This is a genomic window from Pseudomonas sp. 1176_21, from assembly GCF_052850635.1.
Genome location: NZ_VXCV01000006.1, coordinates 259345 through 282684, shown reverse-complemented (window position 1 = coordinate 282684; position 23340 = coordinate 259345). Strand labels below are relative to the sequence as shown.

General features: G+C 64.9%; 20 protein-coding genes, 1 tRNA gene and 1 pseudogene. 12 read left to right on the top strand and 10 right to left on the bottom strand.

The genetic code is table 11. The features are described 5' to 3' along the window. Positions 1–46: 46 nt before the first annotated feature. A complete protein-coding gene (rlmM, locus tag FW760_RS16655) occupies positions 47–1111 on the top strand; it encodes a 23S rRNA (cytidine(2498)-2'-O)-methyltransferase RlmM (RefSeq protein WP_058541336.1) in 1065 nt (354 codons plus the stop codon). Between the two features lie 59 nt (positions 1112–1170). Further along, positions 1171–1413 carry a sulfurtransferase TusA gene (gene tusA, locus FW760_RS16650; RefSeq protein ID WP_043864590.1) on the top strand — a complete coding sequence of 81 codons (243 nt, stop codon included), beginning with the start codon at positions 1171–1173 and terminating at the stop codon, positions 1411–1413. Here the strand turns inward: tusA and FW760_RS16645 are convergent. Continuing rightward, positions 1410–2810: an MATE family efflux transporter gene (locus FW760_RS16645; RefSeq protein WP_446443893.1), complete on the bottom strand. Its 1401-nt coding sequence runs from the start codon at positions 2808–2810 to the stop codon at positions 1410–1412. The two genes, tusA and FW760_RS16645, sit on opposite strands and share 4 nt — an antisense overlap. A 145-nt stretch (positions 2811–2955) precedes the next feature. On the opposite strand from FW760_RS16645, the gene pdxB reads away from it, so the two are divergent. Beyond that, positions 2956–4098: a 4-phosphoerythronate dehydrogenase PdxB gene (gene pdxB / locus FW760_RS16640; RefSeq protein ID WP_078479596.1), complete on the top strand. Its 1143-nt coding sequence runs from the start codon at positions 2956–2958 to the stop codon at positions 4096–4098. A gap of 119 nt (positions 4099–4217) precedes the next feature. Here the strand turns inward: pdxB and FW760_RS16635 are convergent, their stop codons facing one another. After that, a complete protein-coding gene (locus tag FW760_RS16635; protein WP_167400204.1) occupies positions 4218–4388 on the bottom strand; it encodes a PA1571 family protein in 171 nt (56 codons plus the stop codon). Positions 4389–4636: 248 nt separating this feature from the next. Here FW760_RS16635 and FW760_RS16630 point away from each other — a divergent pair, with 248 nt between their 5' ends. The 4 genes and pseudogenes from FW760_RS16630 to mqo all read left to right on the top strand — a co-directional run bounded on the left by FW760_RS16630 (position 4637) and on the right by mqo (position 10186). Beyond that, positions 4637–6400 (top strand): ABC transporter transmembrane domain-containing protein, encoded by a 1764-nt coding sequence (locus tag FW760_RS16630; RefSeq protein WP_116055049.1) that lies wholly within the window; start codon positions 4637–4639, stop codon positions 6398–6400. 210 nt (positions 6401–6610) lie between these two features. Next, positions 6611–7306, top strand: a pseudogene (locus FW760_RS16625) (methyl-accepting chemotaxis protein); the annotation flags it as partial. A gap of 162 nt (positions 7307–7468) precedes the next feature. Beyond that, positions 7469–8236, top strand: a complete 768-nt coding sequence (locus FW760_RS16620; RefSeq protein WP_446443897.1) for a methyl-accepting chemotaxis protein — start codon at positions 7469–7471, stop codon at positions 8234–8236. 363 nt (positions 8237–8599) lie between these two features. After that, entirely contained in the window at positions 8600–10186 is a 1587-nt protein-coding gene (mqo, locus tag FW760_RS16615) for a malate dehydrogenase (quinone) (RefSeq protein WP_054916197.1), read from the top strand. 142 nt (positions 10187–10328) lie between these two features. Here mqo and FW760_RS16610 read toward each other — a convergent pair. Together FW760_RS16610 and FW760_RS16605 are read right to left on the bottom strand one after the other, a co-directional pair. Then, positions 10329–10405: transfer RNA gene (locus FW760_RS16610), tRNA-Pro, on the bottom strand. A gap of 79 nt (positions 10406–10484) precedes the next feature. Then, positions 10485–10706 (bottom strand): YgdI/YgdR family lipoprotein, encoded by a 222-nt coding sequence (locus tag FW760_RS16605; protein WP_043864585.1) that lies wholly within the window; start codon positions 10704–10706, stop codon positions 10485–10487. A 200-nt stretch (positions 10707–10906) separates the two neighbouring features. Between FW760_RS16605 and moaB the strand changes: the two genes are divergently transcribed. Together moaB and FW760_RS16595 are read left to right on the top strand one after the other, a co-directional pair. Beyond that, the gene (moaB, locus tag FW760_RS16600) at positions 10907–11446 is read left to right on the top strand and encodes a molybdenum cofactor biosynthesis protein B (protein WP_043864584.1); all 540 of its coding nucleotides are present in this window, start codon (positions 10907–10909) and stop codon (positions 11444–11446) included. Further along, complete coding sequence (locus FW760_RS16595; protein ID WP_043864583.1) at positions 11430–12656, top strand: molybdopterin molybdotransferase MoeA; 1227 nt, start codon at positions 11430–11432, stop codon at positions 12654–12656. The genes moaB and FW760_RS16595 overlap by 17 nt, the downstream gene beginning before the upstream one ends. Here FW760_RS16595 and FW760_RS16590 read toward each other — a convergent pair. Both FW760_RS16590 and FW760_RS16585 read right to left on the bottom strand, forming a co-directional pair. After that, entirely contained in the window at positions 12645–13889 is a 1245-nt protein-coding gene (locus FW760_RS16590) for a glycosyltransferase family 4 protein (RefSeq protein ID WP_043864582.1), read from the bottom strand. The two genes, FW760_RS16595 and FW760_RS16590, sit on opposite strands and share 12 nt — an antisense overlap. A gap of 65 nt (positions 13890–13954) precedes the next feature. After that, positions 13955–15409 carry a mannose-1-phosphate guanylyltransferase/mannose-6-phosphate isomerase gene (locus FW760_RS16585; protein ID WP_088514233.1) on the bottom strand — a complete coding sequence of 485 codons (1455 nt, stop codon included), beginning with the start codon at positions 15407–15409 and terminating at the stop codon, positions 13955–13957. 299 nt (positions 15410–15708) lie between these two features. Between FW760_RS16585 and yegS the strand changes: the two genes are divergently transcribed. Next, on the top strand, positions 15709–16608 hold the full coding sequence (gene yegS / locus FW760_RS16580) for a lipid kinase YegS (RefSeq protein ID WP_043864580.1): 900 nt from the start codon (positions 15709–15711) through the stop codon (positions 16606–16608). On the opposite strand, the gene FW760_RS16575 is transcribed toward yegS, so the two are convergent. The 3 genes from FW760_RS16575 to FW760_RS16565 all read right to left on the bottom strand — a co-directional run bounded on the left by FW760_RS16575 (position 16592) and on the right by FW760_RS16565 (position 19058). After that, entirely contained in the window at positions 16592–17251 is a 660-nt protein-coding gene (locus tag FW760_RS16575) for a response regulator (protein WP_043864579.1), read from the bottom strand. The two genes, yegS and FW760_RS16575, sit on opposite strands and share 17 nt — an antisense overlap. Next, the gene (locus FW760_RS16570) at positions 17241–18137 is read right to left on the bottom strand and encodes a sensor histidine kinase (protein WP_116055043.1); all 897 of its coding nucleotides are present in this window, start codon (positions 18135–18137) and stop codon (positions 17241–17243) included. Before FW760_RS16570 ends, FW760_RS16575 begins: the two co-directional genes overlap by 11 nt. A 459-nt stretch (positions 18138–18596) precedes the next feature. Next, a complete protein-coding gene (locus FW760_RS16565; RefSeq protein WP_043864577.1) occupies positions 18597–19058 on the bottom strand; it encodes a hypothetical protein in 462 nt (153 codons plus the stop codon). Positions 19059–19455: 397 nt separating this feature from the next. Between FW760_RS16565 and FW760_RS16560 the strand changes: the two genes are divergently transcribed. Next, complete coding sequence (locus tag FW760_RS16560) at positions 19456–20391, top strand: chemotaxis protein CheV (protein WP_043864576.1); 936 nt, start codon at positions 19456–19458, stop codon at positions 20389–20391. 75 nt (positions 20392–20466) lie between these two features. Next, a complete protein-coding gene (locus FW760_RS16555) occupies positions 20467–21270 on the top strand; it encodes an MOSC domain-containing protein (RefSeq protein WP_116055041.1) in 804 nt (267 codons plus the stop codon). Between the two features lie 97 nt (positions 21271–21367). Here the strand turns inward: FW760_RS16555 and FW760_RS16550 are convergent, their stop codons facing one another. Beyond that, positions 21368–23296 (bottom strand): transglycosylase SLT domain-containing protein, encoded by a 1929-nt coding sequence (locus FW760_RS16550; RefSeq protein WP_043864574.1) that lies wholly within the window; start codon positions 23294–23296, stop codon positions 21368–21370. Positions 23297–23340 lie beyond the last annotated feature (44 nt).

Below are 23340 nucleotides of genomic sequence, written 5' to 3'. Positions count from 1 at the left end.
CGCCCGGTCAGGGTTGGCGTGCAGGCCAGCCGTTCTGGAGTAGTTGATGAATACCCTGTTTATGCATTGCCGGCCCGGTTTCGAGGGTGAAGTGTGCGCCGAGATCGCCGAGCATGCCGCACGCCTGGGGGTTGCCGGTTATGCCAAGGGCAAGCCGCAGAGCGCCTGTGCCGAGTTCGTGTGCAACGACGCCGAGGGCGCCGAGCGCCTGATGCGCGAGCTGCGTTTCAAGCAGCTGATCTTCCCGCGCCAGTGGGCCCGCGGCAGCTTCGTCGAGTTGCCCGAAACCGACCGTATCAGCGTGCTGCTCGAGCACCTGGCCGCCTACCCGGTGTGTGGCAGCGTGTGGCTGGAGGTGATGGACACCAATGACGGCAAAGAGCTGTCTACCTTCTGCCGCAAGTTCGAGGCGCCGTTGTGCAAGGCCTTGAACAAGGCTGGCCGGCTGGTTGACGACCCGGCCAGGCCGCGTCTGCTGCTGACCTTCGTCAGTGGCCGGCGCGTGTTCGTGGGCCTGGCCGCAGCGGACAACTCGGCGATGTGGCCGATGGGCATCCCGCGCCTGAAGTTTCCGCGCGAGGCGCCGAGCCGTTCGACCCTCAAGCTCGAGGAGGCCTGGCACCACTTCATCCCGCGTGAGCAGTGGGAGCAGCGCCTGTCGGGCGACATGACCGGGGTCGACCTGGGCGCCGCGCCGGGTGGCTGGACCTACCAGTTGGTCAAGCGCGGCATGCTGGTGACCGCGATCGACAACGGGCCGATGGCCGAGAGCCTGATGGATACCGGGCTGGTGCAGCACCTGATGGCCGACGGGTTTACCTACAAGCCCAGGCAGACCGTGGACTGGATGGTGTGCGACATTGTCGAGAAGCCGGCGCGCAGCGCAGCGCTGCTGGAAACCTGGCTGGGGGAAGGGCTGTGCCGCGAGGCAGTGGTCAACCTCAAGCTGCCGATGAAGCAGCGCTATGCCGAGGTGCGGCGGCTGCTCGAGCGTATCGAGGACGGATTCAAGGCGCGCAAGGTCAAGGTGTCGATCGGCTGCAAGCAGCTGTATCACGACCGTGAAGAGGTGACGTGTCACCTGCGTCGTCTGGATCTGAAACCGCGTTGAGACCCTCGCCGGCAAGGCCTTCAATCAACACCGAACAACCGCTGACCCCGGAGTACCTGATGACCGACCTCACCCCCGACGCCACCCTGGATGCCACCGGCCTCAACTGCCCCGAGCCGGTCATGATGCTGCACCAGCACATCCGCGACCTGGCGCCCGGCGGCCTGCTCAAGGTGATTGCCACCGACCCCTCGACCCGCCGCGACATCCCCAAGTTCTGTGTGTTTCTGGACCATGAACTGGTGCAGCAGCAGGAAGATGCCGGCACCTACCTGTACTGGATCCGCAAGAAACTCGCCTAACCCCGGCGCTGCTGGCGGATGCGCTTGCGTGCGCTGCGCGCCAGGCGCACCGACAGCATCAGCGCCGCACAGGTCAGCCCCACGATAAGGCCTTCCCATAGCCCGCTGGGGCCGCTGGCCGGCCCGAAGTGGTCGGTAAGCCCCAGCAGGTAGCCCACCGGCAGGCCGATGCCCCAATAGGCGAACAGGGTCAGGATCATGGTCACGCGGGTGTCCTGATAGCCGCGCAAGGCGCCGGCCGCAGTCACCTGGATCGCGTCCGAGAACTGGAACAGCGCCGAATACACGATCAGCATCGAGGCGATCTGGATCACCGCCAGGTCCGTGGTGTAGATGCTGGCGATAGGCTCGCGCAGCAACAGCATCAGGCTGGCCGAAAAGCAGGCGTAGGCCAGTGCCGTACCCATGCCCACCCCGGCGGCAAAGCGCGCCTGGCGCGGGTCGCCGGCACCGATGGCCTGGCCGACCCGCACGGTTACCGCCATGCCCAGCGAATACGGGATCATGAACACCAGCGAACTCACGTTCAGGGCGATCTGGTGCCCGGCCACCACGGTGGAGCCCAGGCTGCCGATCAACAGGGCGATCACGCCGAAGATGCTCGATTCGGCGAATACCGCGATACCGATCGGCAGGCCGACCGTGAGCAGGCGCTTGATCACCGACCATTGCGGCCAGTCGAAACGGGCGAACACCTGGGCCGGGCGATAGGCCGCTGCACGGCCGACCCACAGCGCCATGGCCAGGGCCATGAACCACATCACGATGCCGCTGGCCCAGCCGCAGCCCACGCCGCCCATGGCTGGCACGCCCAGGTGGCCGTAGATGAACACGTAGTTCAGCGGGATGTTCAGCATCAGCCCGCTGAGCCCGATCACCATGCTCGGCCGGGTGCGGCCCAGGCCGTCGCTGCTGCAGCGCAGCACGTAGTACAGCGCCACCGCCGGCAGGCCGAAGGCGATGCCTTGCAGGTAGCCCATGCACGGTGCGATCAGTTCCGGGTCGACCTTCATCAGGTGCAGTACCGGCTCGGCGCTGAGCAGCAGGCCGCAACCGCCCAGGCCGACCACGCCGGCCAGCCACAGGGCCTGGCGCACCAGCGGGCCGATCTCGGCATGCTGACCGGCACCGAAGCGCTGCGCCACCTTGGGCGTGGTGGCCAGCAGGATGCCGGTCATCAGCAAAAACACCGGTACCCAGATCGAGTTGCCCAGGGCAACCGCTGCCAGGTCGCGCGGGCCGACCCGGCCAGCCATCACGGCATCCACGAAGCCCATGGCGGTGGTGGCCAGCTGGGCGATGATGATCGGCGTGGCCAACTGCAGCAGGCTGCGTACTTCAGTGCCGACCCTGGCTGGGCGGGAGAGGCGGGTGATAGCGGTGTTCGACTGTGTCACGGGGCGGATGTCCACAATAAAGGCGCGGAAAACCGCCTAGTCTACGCCTTGACGCACGGGTCAGGAAATACACCGGCGGGCTTTATCTCGGCTGGATCGAGCCGGGTGTATGGGCCTACACTGCGCTCCCTTACAGGAGAGCGCCATGCTGATTGTTGCCGACGAGAATATACCGCTGCTCGATGCCTTCTTCGCAGGCTTCGGCGAGATCCGCCGTTACCCGGGCCGCAGCATCGACCGCGCCTGCGTGCAGGACGCCGATGTATTGCTGGTGCGCTCGGTGACAAACGTCGACCAGGCCCTGCTCGAAGGCAGCAAGGTGCGCTTCGTCGGCACCTGCACCATCGGCACCGATCACCTGGCCCTGGACTACTTTGCCCAGGCCGGTATCCAGTGGTCCAGCGCGCCGGGCTGCAATGCGCGGGGCGTGGTGGATTATGTGCTGGGCAGCCTGCTGACCCTGGCCGAGCTGGATGGCGCAGACCTGGCGCGGCGCACCTACGGGGTGGTTGGCGCCGGTGAAGTCGGCGGGCGCCTGGTGGAGGTGCTGCGCGGGCTGGGCTGGGCGGTACGGGTATGCGATCCGTTGCGCCAGGCGCAGGAGGGGGGGGACTACGTGAGCCTGGAGCAGGTGCTGGCCGAGTGCGATGTGATCAGCCTGCACACGCCCTTGACCAAGGGCGGCGAGCATTCGACCTGGCACCTGCTGGACGCCGAGCGCTTGGCGCAACTGCGCCCCGGCGCCTGGCTTATCAACGCCAGCCGCGGCCCGGTGGTCGACAATGCGGCATTGCGCAGCCTGCTGCAGGCGCGTGACGATGTGCAGGCGGTGCTGGATGTGTGGGAGGGCGAGCCGCAGGTCGATCAGGCGCTGGCCGACCTGTGCGTGATTGCCACCCCGCATATCGCCGGCTACAGCCTGGATGGCAAGCAGCGCGGCACGGCGCAGATCTACCAGGCGTTCTGCGCCTGGCGGGGCGAGGCCGAAACGGTGCGCCTGGCCGACCTGCTGCCGCGTCCATGGCTGGCGCAGCTCAGCCTGCAGGCCGAAACCGATCCGGCCTGGGCTCTGGCCACACTGTGCCGTGCGGTGTACGACCCGCGCCGCGACGATGCGGAGTTTCGTCGCAGCCTTGACCGTGACCCGCAGGCCCAGCGCGCGGCCTTCGATGTGTTGCGCAAACAGTACCCGCCGCGGCGCGAGATCGAGGGGCTGATGGTGCGCATCGAGGGTGATGCGCCGCAGTTGCAGCAGATGGTCAAGGCGTTGGGTGGCCTGTTGGTGTGAGGTACTGCTTTCGCCGGCCGGCAACGGGTCTCCCTGCAGGCGCCGGCCTTGCCGGCGAAGCGGGCTTTACACCAGGCATAAAAAACCCGGCACCAGGGCCGGGTTGATTTGAATAGGGGTCAGGCTTTCTTGGCGAGCTCTACCCGGCTTTTCTCCAGGTCCTCGCAGGCTTTTCTGATCATGTCTTCGGTGATCTCGATTTCCCGACCCTGGGCATCGATGATCGACCCGCACGCCGGGTTCGGATGGCTTGGGCGTTGCGCTTGGGTATTGCTGTTTTGCAAGCTCATTTCCTGTCTCCTCATCAGGTTGCAAGCTCAGACTAGATCCGCGACATGACCGCACCATGACAGCCCTGTCACACCTCCAGTCCAACAGAAAGTCAGACAAATCTCCAGCGGCACTTTAGAACGAAACGCTCTAGTGAACTTGTCGCCTGGTCTTGTCAGTGATGCCCCACGCGCTGCAGAGTTCCTTGGCGCCTGACCGGTGGTCGGGTGTAGGCTGACCTGCATACTCCGGATAAACGAAGACCTTCATGCCCAGCCTTCTTTCTGCTCGCCAGCGCCAGGCCCTGCGCCTGGCCTGGCGTTTCATTCGCCCTTACCGCAAACAGGCCATGGCCGCACTGCTGGCGCTGGTGGTCACTGCGGGTATCACGCTGTCCATGGGCCAGGGCATTCGCCTGCTGGTGGACCAGGGTTTCATGACCCAGTCGCCACACCTGCTCAACCAGTCCATCGGCCTGTTCATGTTGCTGGTGCTGGCACTGGCGGTGGGTACCTTCAGTCGTTTCTACCTGGTGTCGTGGATCGGCGAGCGGTGCGTGGCGGATGTACGCCAGCAGGTGTTCGACCACCTGGTTTATCTGCACCCGGGCTTTTTCGAAAGCAACCGCAGTTCGGAGATCCAGTCGCGCCTGACCACCGACACCACGCTGCTGCAATCGGTGATCGGCTCGTCGCTCTCGCTGTTCCTGCGCAATGCCCTGATGGTGCTGGGCGGCATCGTGCTGCTGTTTGTCACCAACCCCAAGCTCACCAGTATCGTGGTGCTGGCCTTGCCGCTGGTGCTGGCGCCGATCCTGATCTTCGGCCGGCGGGTGCGCGGCCTGTCGCGCCAGAGTCAGGATCGCATCGCCGACGTGGGCAGCTACGTGGCCGAAACCCTCGGCCAGATCAAGACCGTGCAGGCCTACAACCACCAGGCCCGTGACCAGCAGCGTTTCGGCCTGACCGTGGAGGCTGCCTTTAACACCGCTCGCCAGCGAATCGTGCAGCGCGCCTGGCTGATCACCCTGGTGATCGTGCTGGTGCTCGGGGCGGTCGGTGTGATGCTGTGGGTCGGTGGCATGGACGTGATCGCCGGGCGTATTTCCGGCGGCGAGCTGGCGGCGTTCGTGTTCTACAGCCTGATCGTCGGCAGCGCCTTCGGCACCCTCAGCGAAGTGATCGGCGAGCTGCAACGGGCCGCGGGCGCAGCCGAGCGGATCGCCGAGCTGCTGGCGGCACGCAGCGAGATCCACGCCCCCGACGAAGGGCTGGAGCGCCTGCCTCCCAGGGTCAGTGGCCGCCTCGAACTGCAGGAGGTGCATTTTGCCTACCCCTCGCGGCCCACCCCAGCGGCTATCGACGGCCTGAGCCTGACGGTGGTGCCTGGCGAGACCCTGGCCCTGGTCGGGCCTTCGGGGGCGGGCAAGTCGACGCTGTTCGACCTGCTGCTGCGCTTCTACGACCCGCAGCAGGGGCAGATACTGCTCGACGGCCAGCCACTGACCCGGCTCGACCCGCAGGACCTGCGTCGACATTTCGCACTGGTTGCGCAGAACCCGGCGCTGTTCTTCGGCACGGTCGAAGACAACATCCGCTACGGGCGTGCCGAGGCTACCAGTGCCGAGGTCGAGGCAGCGGCGTGCAGCGCGCATGCCCATGAATTCATCCTGCAGTTGCCCCAGGGCTACCAGACGCACCTGGGCGATGCCGGGCTTGGGCTTTCCGGTGGTCAGCGCCAGCGCCTGGCCATTGCCCGGGCGCTGCTGGTGGACGCGCCGATCCTGCTGCTGGACGAGGCCACCAGTGCTCTCGACGCACAAAGCGAGCACCTGATCCAGCAGGCCTTGCCAGCCCTCATGGCCGGGCGCACCACGCTGGTCATCGCCCATCGCCTGGCCACGGTGCAGCACGCCGACCGTATCGCCGTGATCGACCAGGGCCGGCTGGTCGCGGTGGGCACCCATCGCCAGCTGATTGCCGAGAACCCGCTGTATGCGCGGCTTGCCGCCTTGCAGTTCAACAGCGCATGAAGGAAATGTTACAGATTTTGTACGTCTGTAACATTTCTGTAGCAATCCCCTGAGAGTATCGGATCAGCTGTTGCGTAATGCTCAATGCAGTTTGCTGCCATCGCTCGATGGCAGCTTTTTTTTGCCCGGTGAACGAGGACAAGGACGTCTTTGACTGGTGCGGCAGGTGGCGCGCCAGCTTTCCTATCCTCTTGTTCCGAGACCCTTGCGATGTTCGTGCGTAAATCCCTGCGGCTGCAAATTCTCGCCCTGCTGGCTGGCAGCCTGCTGGCGATGTTGCTGATCGCCCTGGTGTGCTTTCAGTTCCTGTCGGCCAGCGTGCGCGGCTATGGCCAGCTGGTGGAGGGGCCGATACTGGCTTCGCAATTGATCGACGAAGCCAACCTGCAGTTCAAGGTGCAGGTGCAGGAATGGAAGAACGTATTGCTGCGCGGCAAGCAGCCGGTCGAGCGGGACAAGTACTGGCAGCAGTTTTCGGCGCGTGAACAGCAGGTGCAGGCGCTGCTGGCCCAGCTGGTGCGGGCCAACGCCGACGATGCGGGGCTCAGAACGCGTCTGCAGGCACTCAAGGACAGCCACGCGCAACTGGGCGCTGCCTACGCCCGCGGTCGCGATGCGTTCATCGCGGCAGGGGCCGACCCCGCTGTCGGGGACCAGGCAGTGAAGGGCGTGGACCGCGCGGCCAGTGAACAGATGAGCGAACTGGTCAGCCAGTTGCGTGCCGATGCCAAGGTGCAGGCGGCGGCCATCGATGCCCGCGCGCAGCGTACGGTGTGGCTGGGGCTGCTGGTGATGCTCGGCTCGGCGCTGCTGATTGCGCTGCTGAGCCTGTGGCTGGTTGATCGCAGCCTGATCGAGCCGATTCGACGCCTGATCGAATACGTGGCACACCTGAGCCAGGGCCGCTTCGATGCCCGTGTGGCCTGCGGGCGCCATGACGAGCTGGGGCGCCTGGCGGTGGCTGCCAATACCCTGCGCGATTTTCTGGCCGACACGGTAGGGCGCCTGCAGGACAACGCCCGGGAGCTGGAGTCCGCCAGCGGCGAGCTGCGCAGCCTGGCCGGCGGCATGGCGCGGGGCACCGAAGACCAGTTCCAGCGGACCGACCAGGTGGCCACGGCCATGCAGGAAATGTCCGCCACTGCCCAGGAGGTGGCCCGCCATGCAGCGGACGCGGCGCGCGCCGCGGATGATGCCGACCACAGTGCCCAGTCCGGCGAGCAGGTGATGCAGTCGACCATTGCCACCATCGACGCGGTCAACCGGGACATCGCCGGCACGGCGGCGGTGATTCGCCATCTGGAACAGGACAGCGCCCGTATCGGCAAGGTGCTGGAGGTGATCCGCGCTATCGCCGAGCAGACCAACCTGCTGGCGCTCAATGCTGCCATCGAGGCGGCCCGTGCCGGCCAGGCCGGGCGCGGGTTCGCGGTGGTGGCCGACGAGGTGCGCAACCTGGCCCAGCGCACGGCGGCGTCCACCGCCGAGATCAACCAGATCATCAGCGCCGTGCAGTCGGGCGCGCTGGAGGCGGTCAAGGCCATCGAGAACGGCCAGGCCCGCAGCGAGGAGGGGGCCGAACAGGTACAGCGTGCCGGTGCCATGTTGCAGCGCATCACCCAGGCGGTGGAGGCCATCCGCGACATGAACCGCCAGATCGCCACCGCCGCCGAGGAACAGACCAGCGTGGCCGAAGACATGTCCTGCAACCTGGTGGAGATCACCCGCATCGCCACCGCCAATCAGGGCGCCGTGCAGCGGACCGAGCAGGCCGGGCAGCACTTGCACGACCTGTCGGGTCGGTTGGGCGAGGTGACGGCGCGCCTGCGGGCCTGACCGGGGGAAATCCGCCACCTGCCGGCCTTTATGTCGGGCAATGTGGCGGATTGTCGCCAGCAAAACCATCAACGATGGGGTGCGACCACAGGTCCTAGCTATTAGCCGTTGGTCTTGTGCAAGTTGGCCCGCTTTATGCTTAAGGCGACCCAGGCTTAAGCCTTGCGAAACATTCAGGGCTGCTACGGCAGCCATGGCGTCAGACCGTTCCCCGCACCCTCGATACCCCAGCCGCCAGCCAGCCTCGAAGGCCGGGACGCCATGCCTTGAGCCATGGCCTGCGCGCGCAGAACCACAAGAGACGGGCGTGCACTGCGGGCGTGATGGTCATTGCCAATCACTTCACTTCAATTGGATTGAACTATGAAAAAAATCCTGCTGACGCTCCTGTGCCTGAGCGTCATGGGTTGCTCCAAGCCCAGCGAACCGGAAAAGACCGTCGACGTGCTGCTGATCGGCGGCGGCATCATGAGTGCAAGCCTGGGGACCTACCTCAACGAGTTGGAGCCGGATTGGTCCATCGACGTGTACGAGCGCATGGACAAGGTGGCCGAGGAAAGCTCCAACGCCTGGAACAACGCCGGTACCGGCCACTCTGCGTTCTGCGAGCTGAACTACACCAGCGAAGCGGCTGACGGTTCGATGGACATCAGCAAGGCGGTGGGCGTCAACGAGCAGTTCGAGATCTCCAAGCAGTTCTGGGCCTACCAGGTCGAGCAGAAGGTGCTGAACAACCCGACCTCGTTCATCAACAACGTGCCGCACATGAGCTTTGTGTGGGGCGACAAGAACGTCGAGTTCCTCAAGAAACGTCATGCGGCCCTGCAGCACAGTTCGCTGTTCCGTGGCATGGAGTACTCCGAAGACCACGCGCAGATCCAGAAGTGGGTGCCGATCGTGATGGAAGGCCGTGCCGCCGACCAGAAGATTGCCGCAACGCGCATGCCGATCGGTACCGACGTGAACTTCGGCGAGATCACCCGCCAGCTGTTCGCTTCGCTGACCCAGCATGACAACGTCAAGCTGCACACCTCGCACGAAGTGCGCGACATCGTGCGCAACGCCGACAACACCTGGACCGTGGTGGTCGCCGACCTCGCCAACAAGGGCGTCGAAACCAGCGTCAAGGCCAAGTTCGTGTTCATCGGTGCCGGTGGTGGCGCGCTCAAGCTGCTGCAGAAGTCCGGCATCCCGGAAGCTGACGGCTATGCCGGCTTCCCGGTGGGCGGCCAGTTCCTGATGACCGACAACCAGGACATCGTCAAACGCCACAAGGCCAAGCTGTACGGCAAGGCCTCGGTCGGTGCGCCGCCGATGTCTGTACCGCACCTGGACACCCGTGTCATCGATGGCAAGGAAGTGCTGCTGTTCGGCCCGTTCGCGACCTTCTCCACCAAGTTCCTGAAAAACGGTTCGCTGCTGGACATGTTCTCGGCACTGACCACCCACAACATCATGCCGATGACCCATGCCGGTATCGACAACATCGACCTGAGCACCTACCTGATGGGCCAGTTGATGCTGAGCTTCGAAGACCGCATGCATGCCCTGCGCGAGTACTTCCCCAACGCCAGGAACGAAGACTGGAAACTGCTGCAGGCCGGCCAGCGCGTCCAGGTGATCAAGAAGGATCCCGAGCACGGTGGCATCCTGCAGTTCGGTACCGAGGTGGTGGCTTCGCAGGACGGCACCATCGCCGCGCTGCTGGGCGCCTCGCCAGGTGCCTCCACCGCCGCACCGATCATGCTGACCGTGCTGGAAAAGACCTTCAAGGACCGTATCAAGACCCCTGAATGGCAGGCCAAGCTGAAGCAGATCGTGCCGACCTATGGTCAGAAGCTCAACAACAACCTCGAGCTGACCAACAAGACCCGTGAGTGGAGCAGCTCGCGCCTGAACCTGCTGTTCGTGCCGGTGCTGCCGGACGAGACGGCGGTGGCCGCGCAGTAACGTCGGGTTGACGCTTCGCGGATCGAGCCCGCCCCCACCGGATGATTGACATCCTTGTGGGGGCGGGTTTGAGCCACAGCGGATGCAGTACAGCCAGAAACCACAAAGCCCGCAAAAGCGGGCTTTGTGGTTTTTGCCGATCTGGTCGGAGAGACAGGATTCGAACCTGCGGCCTTCTCGTCCCGAACGAGACGCGCTACCTGGCTGCGCTACACTCCGATGACAAAATTCTACTCAAAAAAAAACGCGACCGGCAAGCCCCGGCGAGGGGCCTGAAGCTTGCCGTCTGTACTGCCTTTTACAGCTCTTTCACGGTGCGGACCTGGTCCTTGTTGATCCGGGTGCTCTTGCCGTCGAGCTGTTCGATTTCATAGAAGCCCGAATCTTCATCGTACTTGGGGGTGTCGACCGCCTGGATCTCACGTCCGTCATTCAGCGTGATCACGGTAGGCGAAGCACACCCGGCGAGGGTGCCCAGGCCCAGGGCGAGCAGGAAAGCGGGGAGGGTCCGTTGAATCATATTCTTTCTCCATTGAGGGGGAAGTTGCGGGTCATGTCATTGAGACGCATCGCGTCCCAGCAAGTTCCTCGCAACTTGAGCATAGCGGCTGAACCGCGTCATTGATCGGGAACAATGCAATCGGCCGCTGGCGGGCGGGCGCGGGGAGGGCTGTGATATAACTGGCGGCATTCTTTCCCTGTCATGGATTCACCCTCCTCATGAAAGCCAAGGCTGATGTACCGTTCGTGCCGCTGAACATTGCCGTGCTGACCGTCAGCGATACCCGCACCCTGGAAACCGATACCTCCGGCCAGGTGTTCGTCGACCGCCTGACTGCTGCCGGCCACGCGCTGGCCGCCCGTGTACTGCTCAAGGACGACCTCTACAAGATTCGCGCGCAGGTCGCCACCTGGATCGCCGACGAGCAGGTGCAGGTGGTACTGATCACGGGCGGCACCGGCTTCACCGGCCGCGACAGCACCCCCGAGGCGGTCGGTTGCCTGCTCGACAAGCAGGTCGACGGCTTCGGTGAACTGTTCCGGCATATCTCCCTGGCCGATATCGGCACCTCCACCGTGCAGTCCCGCGCCCTGGCCGGGCTGGCCAACGGTACGCTGGTGTGCTGTCTGCCCGGCTCGACCAACGCGGTACGCACCGGCTGGGACGGGATTCTTGCCGAGCAACTGGATGTACGCCATCGCCCGTGCAATTTCGTCGCGCACCTCAAGCAGGCGGCGCCGTGTGAAAGCCGTGGCTGAGCCTGTTGCGGCAAAGCCGCTGCTGCCCGTGGAGCAGGCACTGGAGCGCTTGCTGGCGCTGGCCGAAGCGGCGCGCATCGAAGACTGCGAAGAGGTGCCACTGGCTGCTGCCGAGGGCCGTGTGCTGGCCACGGCGCTGGTCGCCGGCCTTGACCTGCCACCCTGGCCAAACAGCGCCATGGACGGCTACGCACTGCACCACGCCGACTGGCAGGGCACGCCGCTGGTGGTGAGCCAGCGCATTCAGGCCGGGCAGGCGCCTGCGCCTCTGGAACCGGGTACCTGTGCGCGCATCTTTACCGGTGCGCCGCTGCCGGCAGGGGCCGACTGCGTTGAGATGCAGGAAAACGCCGATGTTCAGCCCGATCAACGCGTGTGTTTCACCGAGCCGCTCAGTGCCGGGCTCAACGTGCGCCCGCAGGGCCAGGAAACCCGGGCAGGTGAAACCGTGCTGGACGCCGGGACCCGCCTCGGGCCGGTCGAGCTGGGTCTGGCTGCCTCGCTCGGCTGCGCGGTGCTGTCGGTAGTGCGCAAGGTGCGGGTGGCGGTGCTTTCCACCGGCGACGAACTGGTCGAGCCGGGGCTGCCCCTGGGCCCCGGGCAGATCTACAACAGCAACCGGCGCCTGCTGGTCAGCTGGCTGCAGCGCCTGGGCTGCGAGGTGAAGGACGCCGGCATCCTGCCCGATGATCTGGCGTTGACCCGTGAGCGCCTGGGCCAGCTCAAGGACGTCGACCTGATTCTGTCCACCGGTGGTGTATCGGTGGGCGAGGCCGATTACCTGGGTATCGCCCTGCGCGAAGAAGGTGAGCTGTCGCTGTGGAAGCTTGCGATCAAGCCCGGCAAGCCGCTGACCTTCGGGCATTTTCGCGGGGTGCCGGTGATCGGTCTGCCAGGCAACCCGGCGTCGACCCTGGTCACCTTCGGCCTGCTCACCCGGCCGTACCTGTTGCGCCGCCAGGGTGTGCAGGACGTGACGCCGCTGCAGTTCAGCGTGCCTGCCGGTTTCGACTGGCCCAAGCCAGGCAATCGCCGCGAGTACCTGCGCGCGCGCATGGAGCAGGGCCAGGCGCTGATCTACAAGAACCAGAGCTCGGGTGTGCTGCGCAGCGCCGCGTGGGCCGAGGGCCTGGTGGAGGTGCGCGAGGGCACTGCGCCCGGCAAGGGCGACAGCGTGCAGTTCATCCCCCTCAGCGAGCTACTCGGCTGACGGCAGCAGGCCCCGGGCAACCCGGTCGTTGCCCAGTGGGGCCTGCGCGGCGAGGCGCGCATACACGCTCTCCAGCTGCGCGGCGGCCCTGCTCCAGTCATGCTGCTCGCGCACGAACTGGCGCGCGGCATCGGACAACTGCTGCATGCGCGTCGGGTGGCTCAGCAGACGGGTGATGATCAGTGCCAGCGTGTCGGTGTCGTCCCCACCCAGGTAGTGCTCGCCGTTGCGCACTGCCAACCCCGCTGCGCCCTGGGTGGTGGTGACCACCGGCAGGCCTGCGGCCATGGCCTCGAGCAACTTGATCTTGCACCCACCGGCATGACGCAGCGGGGCAAAGAACAGCGCCGAGTGGCGTTGCAGCTCACGCAGGTCGGGCAGGTAGCCGATCCATTCGATGCGCGGGTCGTTCCAGCGCAGCTTCCACTGGGTGGGCAGGGCATGTCCGACCACCGCCAGGCGCACGGCCGGGTTGCTCAGCCATACCTGCGGCAGGATCTCCTCCAGCGCCCACTCCAGCGCCTCCAGGTTGGCGCCGTATTCGAAGTTGCCCACCAGCAGCAGGCGCTGGCTGTGCGGGCAGGCGCTGATGTGCTGGTAGTACTCGTAGTCCACGCCGTTGATCACCACCTCGGCAGGGCGGCCGGTGAACTGGCGGATCTGTTCGGCATCGCGCGGGTTGACGGCCACCACTTCGCTGGCCTGGCGCAGCACCCGCGACTCCCAGCGCCGGTAGCGCCAGCGGTCGAAGCTGTTGAACGGTCGCAGCCACAGGGGCAGGCGGTCCTGGCACACCGCGCCGGTGTCCGACTCCACATGATGCTCGCTGACCATGAAAGGCAGGCCGCTGGCTTGCAGGGCCTTTTCGAAGGGTTGGAAACTGTAGCTGTGCTCGATCTGGATCACATCCCACTGCTCGCGCAGCAACGTTTCGAAGCAGTGGCGCAGGTGGGGCGCCAGGCCGTTGGTGCTGGCCCGCATCGGGTAGCCGACGTACAGCGCCGCCAGCAGGTTGAGCGGGCTGCGCAAAGGCCTTCGCGGCAACACGATCAGGCGCTCGAGCAGTGGCTCCAGTGCCTGTCGGGCTGCCTCGCCAAGCGGAACTTTCGAGTGCACCAGCAGCGTGATCCTGTGCCCGCGTTCAGCCAGGCCACGCAACAGGTGGTATTGCCGGGCCTTGCTGCCGCTGGTGGTGGGCCAGGGCAGGTAAGGCAGTGTCCAGAGTACGCGCATGACCCACTTCCTCTCTTGCCGCAGGGGCGTCGACAGGCTGAATGCGAAAACGCGCCTGGCGGGCCTCAGCCGATCGCTGCTGCCGGGGCGCGTCCATAGATATCAGTAAAGCGCACGATGTCGTCCTCGCCCAGGTATTCGCCGCTTTGCACCTCGATCATTACCAGATCGATCACCCCGGGGTTGCTCAGGCGATGCTCGCGCCCCGGCTTGATGAAGGTCGACTCGTTGGTGTCGAGCAGAAATTCCTCTTCGCCGTTGGTCACGCAGGCCATGCCGCTGACCACGATCCAGTGTTCGCTGCGGTGATGGTGCATCTGCAGGGACAGGCAGGCCTGCGGGCGCACCATGATGCGCTTGATCTTGAAGCGCGGGCCTTCCTCGAGCACGGTGTAGGTGCCCCAGGGGCGCGTCACGGTGCGGTGCAGGCGATAGGCGTCGTGGTCCTGGCGCTTGAGCTGCTGGGCAATCAGCTTGACCTCCTGGCTGCGGCTCGCGTCGGCGATCAGCAGGGCGTCGGGGGTGTCGATGATGATCAGGTTGTCCAGGCCGATGGCGCCCACCAGGCGGCGAGGCGAATCGATGTAGCAGTTGCTCACGTCGTGCAGCACGGTCTCGCCGTTGCACTGGTTGCCCTGGGCATCGCCCTGGGCCAGGCTGCGCACCGCCCGCCAGCAGCCGATGTCACTCCAGCCCAACTGGCTGGGCAGCACTGCCACCTGGGTGGAACGCTCCATCACGGCGTAGTCGATGGAGATGTCGGCAACCTGCGCGAAGCTGGTGGCATCCAGTTCCAGTTGCAGGCTGTTGTTGCCCTGTTTGCTCTGGCTCAGCCCCAGGCATTCGCCGACCGCATCCAGAACCTGCGGTGCGTGCTGCTGCAGCTCGCGCAGGATGGCATCTGCACGCATGCAGAACATGCCGGCGTTCCACAGGTGCTGGCCGCCCTCGACATAGCGCTGGGCGATCTCTGCGTTCGGCTTTTCGACGAAGCGCTCCACGCGATAGCCATGGGCATCCAGGGCCTGGCCCTTCTCGATGTAGCCGAAGCCGGTTTCCGGTTGGGTGGGCACCAGGCCGAAGGTGGTCAGCCAGCCTTGCTCGGCCAGGGCGCGGGCGCGTTCCACGGCCTCTTCGAAGGCTGCCTGGTCGGTGATCAGGTGGTCGGCGGGCAGCACCAGCAGGTGGGCGTCTTCGCCGTATTCACGGGCACAGTGCAGGGCGGCGGCGGCAATCGCCGGGGCCGTGTTGCGCCCGCAGGGCTCGAGAATGAAGTCCAGCGCGATGCCGGGCTGTTTGAGCTGGCGGTATTCATCCTGGGTGCGGAAGAACACTTCGCGATTGGTGACGGTGAGTACGCGGGCCACATCCTTGAGTGCGCAGGCACGCAGGAAGGTTTTCTGCAGCAGGCTCTGGCCATCGGGCATGCGCATGAAGGGCTTGGGCATGGCCTCGCGTGAAACCGGCCACAATCGGGTGCCGGCTCCACCGGCAATGATGCAAGGGATCAGTGTGCTCATTTCACTCAGCCTCGTGTTCTGGGCACCGCTAGGCGGTGTGATAACAGGGAAAAGGTGAACCTGGCAGGCGCTTTGCTCAATGAGTCAAAAAAGTGACTTTTATCACTGGCATCGTCCGTGAAGGCCAAATATTTGTCGAATGATGCACATCGATTGAGAATCTTTCAATGGCAATTGTGTGAAAGCGCTGTTTTTGACGTGGTCCGCATGCAACGGAACCGTGTTGTAATCGGTCGATATACACGGGCGTCATCTGACGCGGCACCGCCGTCGGCGGTGATCAATGCGGGGGAGCAGTTATGGGTGAGCGCAGGGCATTGTTGATTCTGCATGGCAAGCAGGCCATGAACGACGAGGTGCGCGCGGCGGTAATGGGCTTGCGCGAGCGCGGCTGGCAGCTCGATGTTCGACTCACCTGGGAGGGGGGCGATGCCCAGCGCCTGGTGCACGAGGCGCTGGCGGCGGGGTACCCGCATCTGGTGGCCGGTGGTGGCGACGGTACCCTGCGCGATGTGGCAGAGGCGCTGGCCCAGGCCCGCGGTGATGCCAGCCTGGCACTATTGCCGCTGGGTACCGCCAACGATTTCGCACGGGCTGCCGGTGTGCCGCTGGAGCCGGACCAGGCTCTGAACCTGCTGGAGTTGCCGGCGCGGGCGATCGACCTGGGCGAGGTGGGCGGGCAGGTGTTTCTCAACATGGCCACCGGCGGTTTCGGCAGCCAGGTCACGGCCAGCACTTCCGAGGACCTGAAGAAGGTAATCGGTGCCGCGGCCTATCTGTTCACCGGGCTGTCGCGTTTCAGCGAGTTGCGTGCGGCCTCGGTGGAGCTGCAAGGTCCGGATTTTCACTGGCAAGGTCAGTTGCTGGCCCTGGGAATCGGCAACGGCCGCCAGGCCGGCGGCGGGCATGTGCTGTGCCCGCAGGCGCAGGTGGACGACGGGCTGCTCGATATCAGCATCCTGCCGGCGCCGCAGGAGGTGGTCGGCACTTTGCGTGACCTGCTGAGCGAGGGCCTGGGTCTGGACAATCTGTTTGTTCGCGCGCGCCTGCCGTGGGTCGAGATCAAGAGCGCCGAAGGCCTGGACATCAACCTCGATGGCGAGCCGCTGCAAGGCGACAGCTGGCGCTTCAGTGCGCTGCCGGGGGCGCTGCGCGTGCACCTGCCCGCCGAGTCGCCGCTGCTCAGTCGTCCAGGCTGATGATCTGTTCGCGCACGGCGAACAGCACCAGGCCCGCCACGTCGTAGATCTGCAGGCGTTTCATGATCTGCGAGCGGTGGGTCTCGACGGTCTTGATGCTCAGGCCCAGGCCGTTGGCGATTTCACGGGTGGATTTGCCGCGCACGATCAGGCGCAGGATTTCCAGCTGGCGCGCCGTGAGGTTGTGGTTCTCGACGGCCTCGGGCTTGCTGCTCTGGGCGCGCAGTAACGCCTGGTTGATCACGGTATGCGCGATGGCCGGGCTCAGGTAGCGCTCGTCGCTGCGCAGCGCGGCCAGTGCCTGCTCCAGTTCGGTGGCGGTGGTGTCCTTGAGCAGGTAGCCATGGGCGCCGATTTCCAGTGCGCGCATGATCAGCTCGGGGTCGGTGTGCATCGACAGGATCAGCACCTTGCTGCGACAGCCAGCAGCCTTCAGGCGGCCCAGGGCCTCCAGGCCCCCGGTCGAGCGCATCGAGATGTCCAGCAGCACGATATCCGGGTCCAGGCGCTGCACCAGTTCGAGCAACTGGCTGCCGTCGTTGGCCTCGCCGACCACGGCGTAGCCGGGTATGTCGGCGACCAGGGCGCGTACGCCGGCGCGAATCAGGGAGTGGTCATCCACCAGCAACAGATTACAGATCATGGGGTTTACTTGTATTGGCGCGTTCACGGGCACGCGGTGGCCAGGGGAACAGTACGTCGATGTGGGTGCCCTGGCCGGGATGGCTGTTCACGCTCAGCCGGCCATTGAGCAGGTTGACCCGTTCACTCATGCCGGCCATGCCGCGCTGGCCCTCCTCGCCGGGGGCGGCAGCAGGCGTGAAGCCCTGGCCGTCGTCGCTGATCGATAGCGCCAGGCCTTCGGGGGTGCGCTCGATGCGCACGCTCAGGTTGCGTGCCCGGGCGTGTCGCAGAATGTTGGTGACGGCTTCCTGGGTAATGCGAAAGGCAGCGATGGCCATGTCTTCCGGAATGCCACCCAGGCGCTGCCTGCACTCCAGGCTCCAGTGCACGTCGGTGTTTTCCAGGGTGCGCAGCAGGTGCGCGCGCAGGCTCGCTTCAAGCCCCAGGCTGGCCAGTTGGCGTGGGTTGAGGATCGCCGACACATCACGCACGTTGGCCAGGGTGTCGTCCAGGGTGCTGCGCAATGTGGCGCAGTGTTCCTGCAGGTCGGCCGGCATGCGCCGTTGCAGCCAGTCTGCCTGCAGCTTGGCGGCTGTCAGCAGTTGGCCGATATCGTCATGCAGTTCGCGGCTCAGACGCTGGCGTTCGCTCTCCTGCACCTCGAGCAGGCGGTGGGCCAGCTCCTGGGGGCGCATGGCGATCGAGCGCGCGGCCTGGCGCAATTGCCAGCCAATTCCGAGCAGGGCGGCCAGCTGCAGTGCCAGCAGGCTGCCGGGCATCGGTGCCGCACGCAGGTACAGGTACAGGTTGGCCGCCGCCGACACCAGGCACAGCAGGGCGCTCAGCCAATGCAGCAGAGAAGCGCCCGGAGGGCCGCGCTTGAGTGTCTTGAGGCTTGAGAGCATAGGGAATGAAGCCACTGAAGTATCGCTGTTGAAAGCCGGTCGAATATCGCCCAACAGGCGTTTGGGGCAACGCCTGGATTTAACTTTGTGCAGTTTTGCCAACACTGGAATCAGACGATTTCAAGTGTGCTGAAAACGCCAAACTTCAGCACCGTGCATTGTCGGTGTGCAATTTGCGTCGGGCATAGTATCACTTCGCTTGGAAATGGTCGCGGGGCGTGAAAGATGTCCGAACTGTCAGTTTTACGGGCTGGTACGGTCGTTCCGGATGGCGCAAAGTCTAGCACTTTGCTATCACTGGTGGCGATACACAACTTGTCCTATATGCGCTGATATTGTTTTTGTATACAGCTGACAGAAACTCGCCGCCCACGCGTAAGTTAATGCTTAGTGTTGTGGGAAAGTGCTTTGAAATGATGTGCGGCGGGGAAATTTCCCACGCCGGTTAGTTGTGCAACTTCATGCGCCCAGGGCGGGTGCAGGGGCGGCGGGTGTGGCGGTCGCCTTGGCCGGTTCTGCGTGCAACTGCCGGAAGGTCTGTTCCAGTTCCTCCAGCAAGGCCAGTTGCTCCTGGGGGTCCAGGTTCAATTGGCCGGTGTGCGGGTCGATCAGTTCAAGCTGCCAGGCCAGCAGGCTCAGGCAGGCTTTCAGCTTGGGCAGTGCAGCGTGAAGGCGCGCGCGGCATTGCTGCGGTTCGAGCACATGACAGAGTTGGCGACAGAAGTCGGCGATCTGCGTCTGGGCCTGCAGGTGGGCACGCTCGGCCAGTGTGCCGAGGGTGTTCAGCAGGCAGTCGCACGCGTCGGTATCGTGGCCGATCAGGTCAAGGTGCGACAGGCACTCCTGAGCGCGGGTCAGCAGTACGTGGGCATCGACCTGAAAGTCGTGTAGGGCGCTGATGTCCGCAGTGGTGTCGGACATCAGTCGTTTCCTGCCAGGCGCAGACTGCGGATGGGGGCTGAAACGCCCTGGAGCCGGTGTTTTGGCAAGACGCTAGCATTGGTTGTGGACAACAAGGCAGTAGCGAGCAAAAGCCTGACTCCATTCATGCAATGAGAATGGCGTCACATTAATGGCTAAAGGATATTGCGAACATCAGGTCTCGCCCGATTGTGGCTAGGGGTTTCCCTGATGGCATTGGCTTGGTGTGATCGCTGATGACCTGCCGCGACTGCAAAACTGTCAGCGCAGTAAACCATGATGCTAAAGTGACATCAATGCCCCCCGCAGCATTTTATTTTGGGGGGTCAAGCCAAGACGAACGCGGCCGATACACGGTTGATAATTCAATTTTTGCGACACGCCTGGGGGTTGTTTAATGGCTGGCATTCTCGACACGGTAGACCAAAGGACGCAGCTGGTAGGCGAGAACCGTCTGGAAATCCTCATGTTTCGCCTGGCCGGGCGCCAACTGTTCGCGATCAACGTGTTCAAGGTGCAGGAAGTGCTGCAGATGCCCAAGTTGACCCTGATGCCGCAACGCCATGCGTATGTGTGCGGCGTGGTCAACCTGCGTGGGCAGACCCTGCCGGTGATCGACCTGTCCCAGGCCATCGGCATGCGCCCACTGGAGCCGGGGCCCAACAGCACCATCATCGTCACCGAGTACAACCGCTCGGTGCAGGCGTTCCTGGTGGGAGGCGTGGACCGTATCGTCAACATGAACTGGGAGGCGATCATGCCGCCGCCCACCAGTGCCGGGCGTCAGCATTACCTGACGGCCATCAGCAAGGTCGACGAGCAACTGGTAGAAATCATCGACGTGGAGAAAGTACTGGCCGAAATCGTGCCGTACAACGCCAAGGTGTCCCGCGACAAGCTGGAAGACCCGGTACTGGCGCAGGCGCGAGGGCGGGAGGTGCTGCTGGTGGACGACTCCACCGTGGCCCTGGCGCAGTTGCGTGAAACCCTGAGCCAGCTGGGGGTGAAGATGCATGTGGCCAGCGATGGCCTCAAGGCACTCAACCTGCTCAAAGGCTGGGCGGATGCCGGTGAGGACGTGTGCTCGAAGTTGCTGATGGTCTTCACCGATGCCGAAATGCCGGAAATGGACGGCTACCGCCTGACCACCGAGATCCGCAACGACCCGCGCCTGCGCAGCCTGTACGTGGTACTGCACACGTCCTTGTCGGGCAGCTTCAACGAGTCGATGGTGAAGAAGGTCGGTTGTGACAACTTTTTGTCCAAGTTCCAGCCCGACAAGCTGGTGGATGTGGTGCGCCAGCGCCTGATGCTGGACGAAGCGACCGTCTGAGCCGGCACCAAGGGCCGGGCAGCGGTTGCCCGGCCTTCGGTGTAAGCTTGCGCCTTTATCATCCGGAGCCGGCCCATGCGTCTGAGCGCGTTGTATCGTTACCCACTCAAGTCGGCCCAGGCGCAAGCCATGGGCCAGTCGCCGTGCGGCCTGCTGGGCTTGCTGGGTGACCGGCGCTGGATGCTGGTGGAGCAGGACAACGGACGTTTCCTGACCCAGCGCGCCTACCCGCAGATGAGCCAGTTATCGGCGCTGTACGACGCCGATGGCGGGCTGGTGCTCAGTGCCCCGGGTTTTGACCCCTTGCAGGTGGCGGTGCCGCAGGCGGACGCCAATCTGCGTGGGGCGACCATCTGGCGCGACACCCTGCGCGTACCGGATGCAGGCGATGCGGCGGCCGACTGGTTGAGCCGCTTCATCGGCAAGCCGGTGCGCCTGGTGCATGTGCCCGAGCCGCGTACCCGCTATCTGCCGGCCGGCTACGGTGAGAACAGCGACCGTGTGGCCTTCGCCGATGGTTTCCCCTTGCTGCTGATCGGCCAGGCGTCGCTCGACGACCTGGTACAGCGGGTTGGGCGCCCCTTGGAGATGCTGCGCTTTCGGCCCAACCTGGTGGTCGAGGGCAGTGCGGCATATGCCGAGGATGGCTGGAAGCGCATTCGCATTGGTCAGCAGACCTTTCGGGTGCTTTCCCCGTGCACGCGCTGCATCCTCACCACCCTCGACCCGCAGACCGGCGAGCGCAGCCCCGATCGCGAACCCTTGACCACGCTCAAGACCTATCGGCAGAAGGAGGGGGATGTGCTGTTCGGCCAGAACCTGGTGGCCGACGGCGAGGGCGTGCTGGAGGTGGGGATGGCGGTCGAGGTGCTGGAATAGCGACGGGCCGCTTTGCCAGCAAGGCTTGCCCCTGCACACGCACCGTCGCCTCCACAAGGTTGCGCTTCGACGTTGCCGGCGAAGCGCTGATCACCGCTTACTGATCGTCGAAAAACCGCTCGTGCCAATCCACCAGTGGCTGCGGTGAATTGAGTTTCTGCCCGTAGATCACCGAATACGACAGCACGTTCTGCACGTACTGGCGGGTCTCGTCGAACGGAATCGACTCCACCCATACGTCGAAGCTCAGGTGATCGGCGCCGCGCAGCCACTGGCGCACGCGTCCGGGGCCGGCGTTGTAGGCGGCCGAGGCCAGCACCCGGTTGCCGTTGAACTGGCCGTGCACCTGGCTCAGGTAGGCGGCGCCCAGCTGGATGTTCTTGTCCGGGTTCAGTACCTGCGCCGGCGAAGCCAGCGGGATGTTGAACTTGCGCGCCGTCTCCTTGGCGGTGGCCGGCATCAGTTGCATCAGGCCGCTGGCACCCACGTGGGAGCGGGCGTCGTCCATGAAGGCGCTTTCCTGGCGGGTGATCGCGAATACCCAGCTCGAGTGCAGGCCGCGTACCTTGGCTTCGCGTACCAGGGTGTCGCGGTGGGCCATCGGGAAGCGGATATCCAGGTCGTCCCAGTACTGGGCCTGGCTGATGGTGCGGATGGCCGGGAAGTACCAGCGCATTTCATAGGCCAGGCGCGCCTGGGCGACCATCTCGTCGCGGCTGAAATGACGGCTGACGTGGTACCACTCGCGGCGCCCGTCAACGATCTGGCCGCGGGCATGGAATTCCAGTGCGCGCCGCACGCCGGGCGTGTTGCGTACCTTGTTGATCAGTTGCTGGCTGAGCACCAGCGGCTTGTTGTTGAGCTGGTAGGGGGTCTGTGCACGATCGGCGGCCAGGAACCCGTAGAAGTCGCGTTCTCGCGCTACCGTCTTGTACAGCAGTGGAATCTGCGGGTTCTTCGGCTGCGCCAGCTCCAGGCTGCGCGCCTGCCAGTAGCGCCAGCGGTTGGTGGTGGCCAGGTCCTGGGGCAGGCGTTTGGTCAGCTCGTAGGCATCTTCCCAGCGGCCCAGGCGCAGCAGCAGGCGCAGGCGCCATTCGGTCACGGTGTTGTCGCGCAGCTCGGGGTCGTACTGGGTCATCAGGCCCAGGGCGCGGGGGTCGTAGCGCCGTGCCAGGGTAAGGCCGATTTCGCGGGCGATCGCCACCTTCTCGTCGCGGGAGAAATGCATGCGATTGGCGTAGTCGTCGAGCAGCGCCATGGCCCGCTCCGGGTCCTGGCGCGCCAGGCGGCGCAGGCCCAGGCTGACCACGTCGGACATCGCTTCGTTGACCGGGGTGAAGCGCCCGGGGTTGTTGAGCAGTTCGGGCTTCTGCGCCACATCCACCAGCAGGCGGCCTTGCGGACCCAGGGTGTTCAGGCCTTTGATCAGGGTGTTGGCCAGGGCGTAGTTGCGCGCCTGGGCCGCGAGCTTGATGCGCTCCCAGCGCTTCTGTTCGGTCAGCTGGCCCTCGGCGGCCCAGCGGTCGAACAGCACGTCACAGGCCGCCGGCTGCGACTTGCCCACCAGCCACAGCTTGTCGGCGGTGGCGTAGCCCTCGGCGCGCAGGTTGTGGCTGAGCTGATACTGGCCGTTGAGGCAGTCGAGCTCGGTGAAGTTCAGCTTGGGGTCGTAGTACTTGACGAAGGGTTGCCAGTCGCCGCGCTCTGCCAGCCAGCGCAACCAGCGCAGTTTCATCCAGTTGGCCTGGGGCAGGTCGCCATGCTCGGCAAGAAACTTCTCGATCTCGGCGTTGCTGGCGCTCTTGAGGCGCGCCGTCAGTTCGTCGTAGGCCAGGTAGGGCTCCAGCGGATAATCACGCAGGGCCTGTTCGTAACGGCGGTAAGGGCCGCTGTCGCCCTTGGCCAGGGCACGCTTGGCTTCATCGTAGTACTGGCGTTGCTGGGTGAGATCGGCGGCCTGGACGGTGCTGGCCGCGGTGGCGGAAAAAAGCAGGCAGGATACGAGGCTGAGCAGGCTGCGGCGCATGATACTTCCGGACAGTTTGACCAAAACGAGTGTCGGCGGCGCCA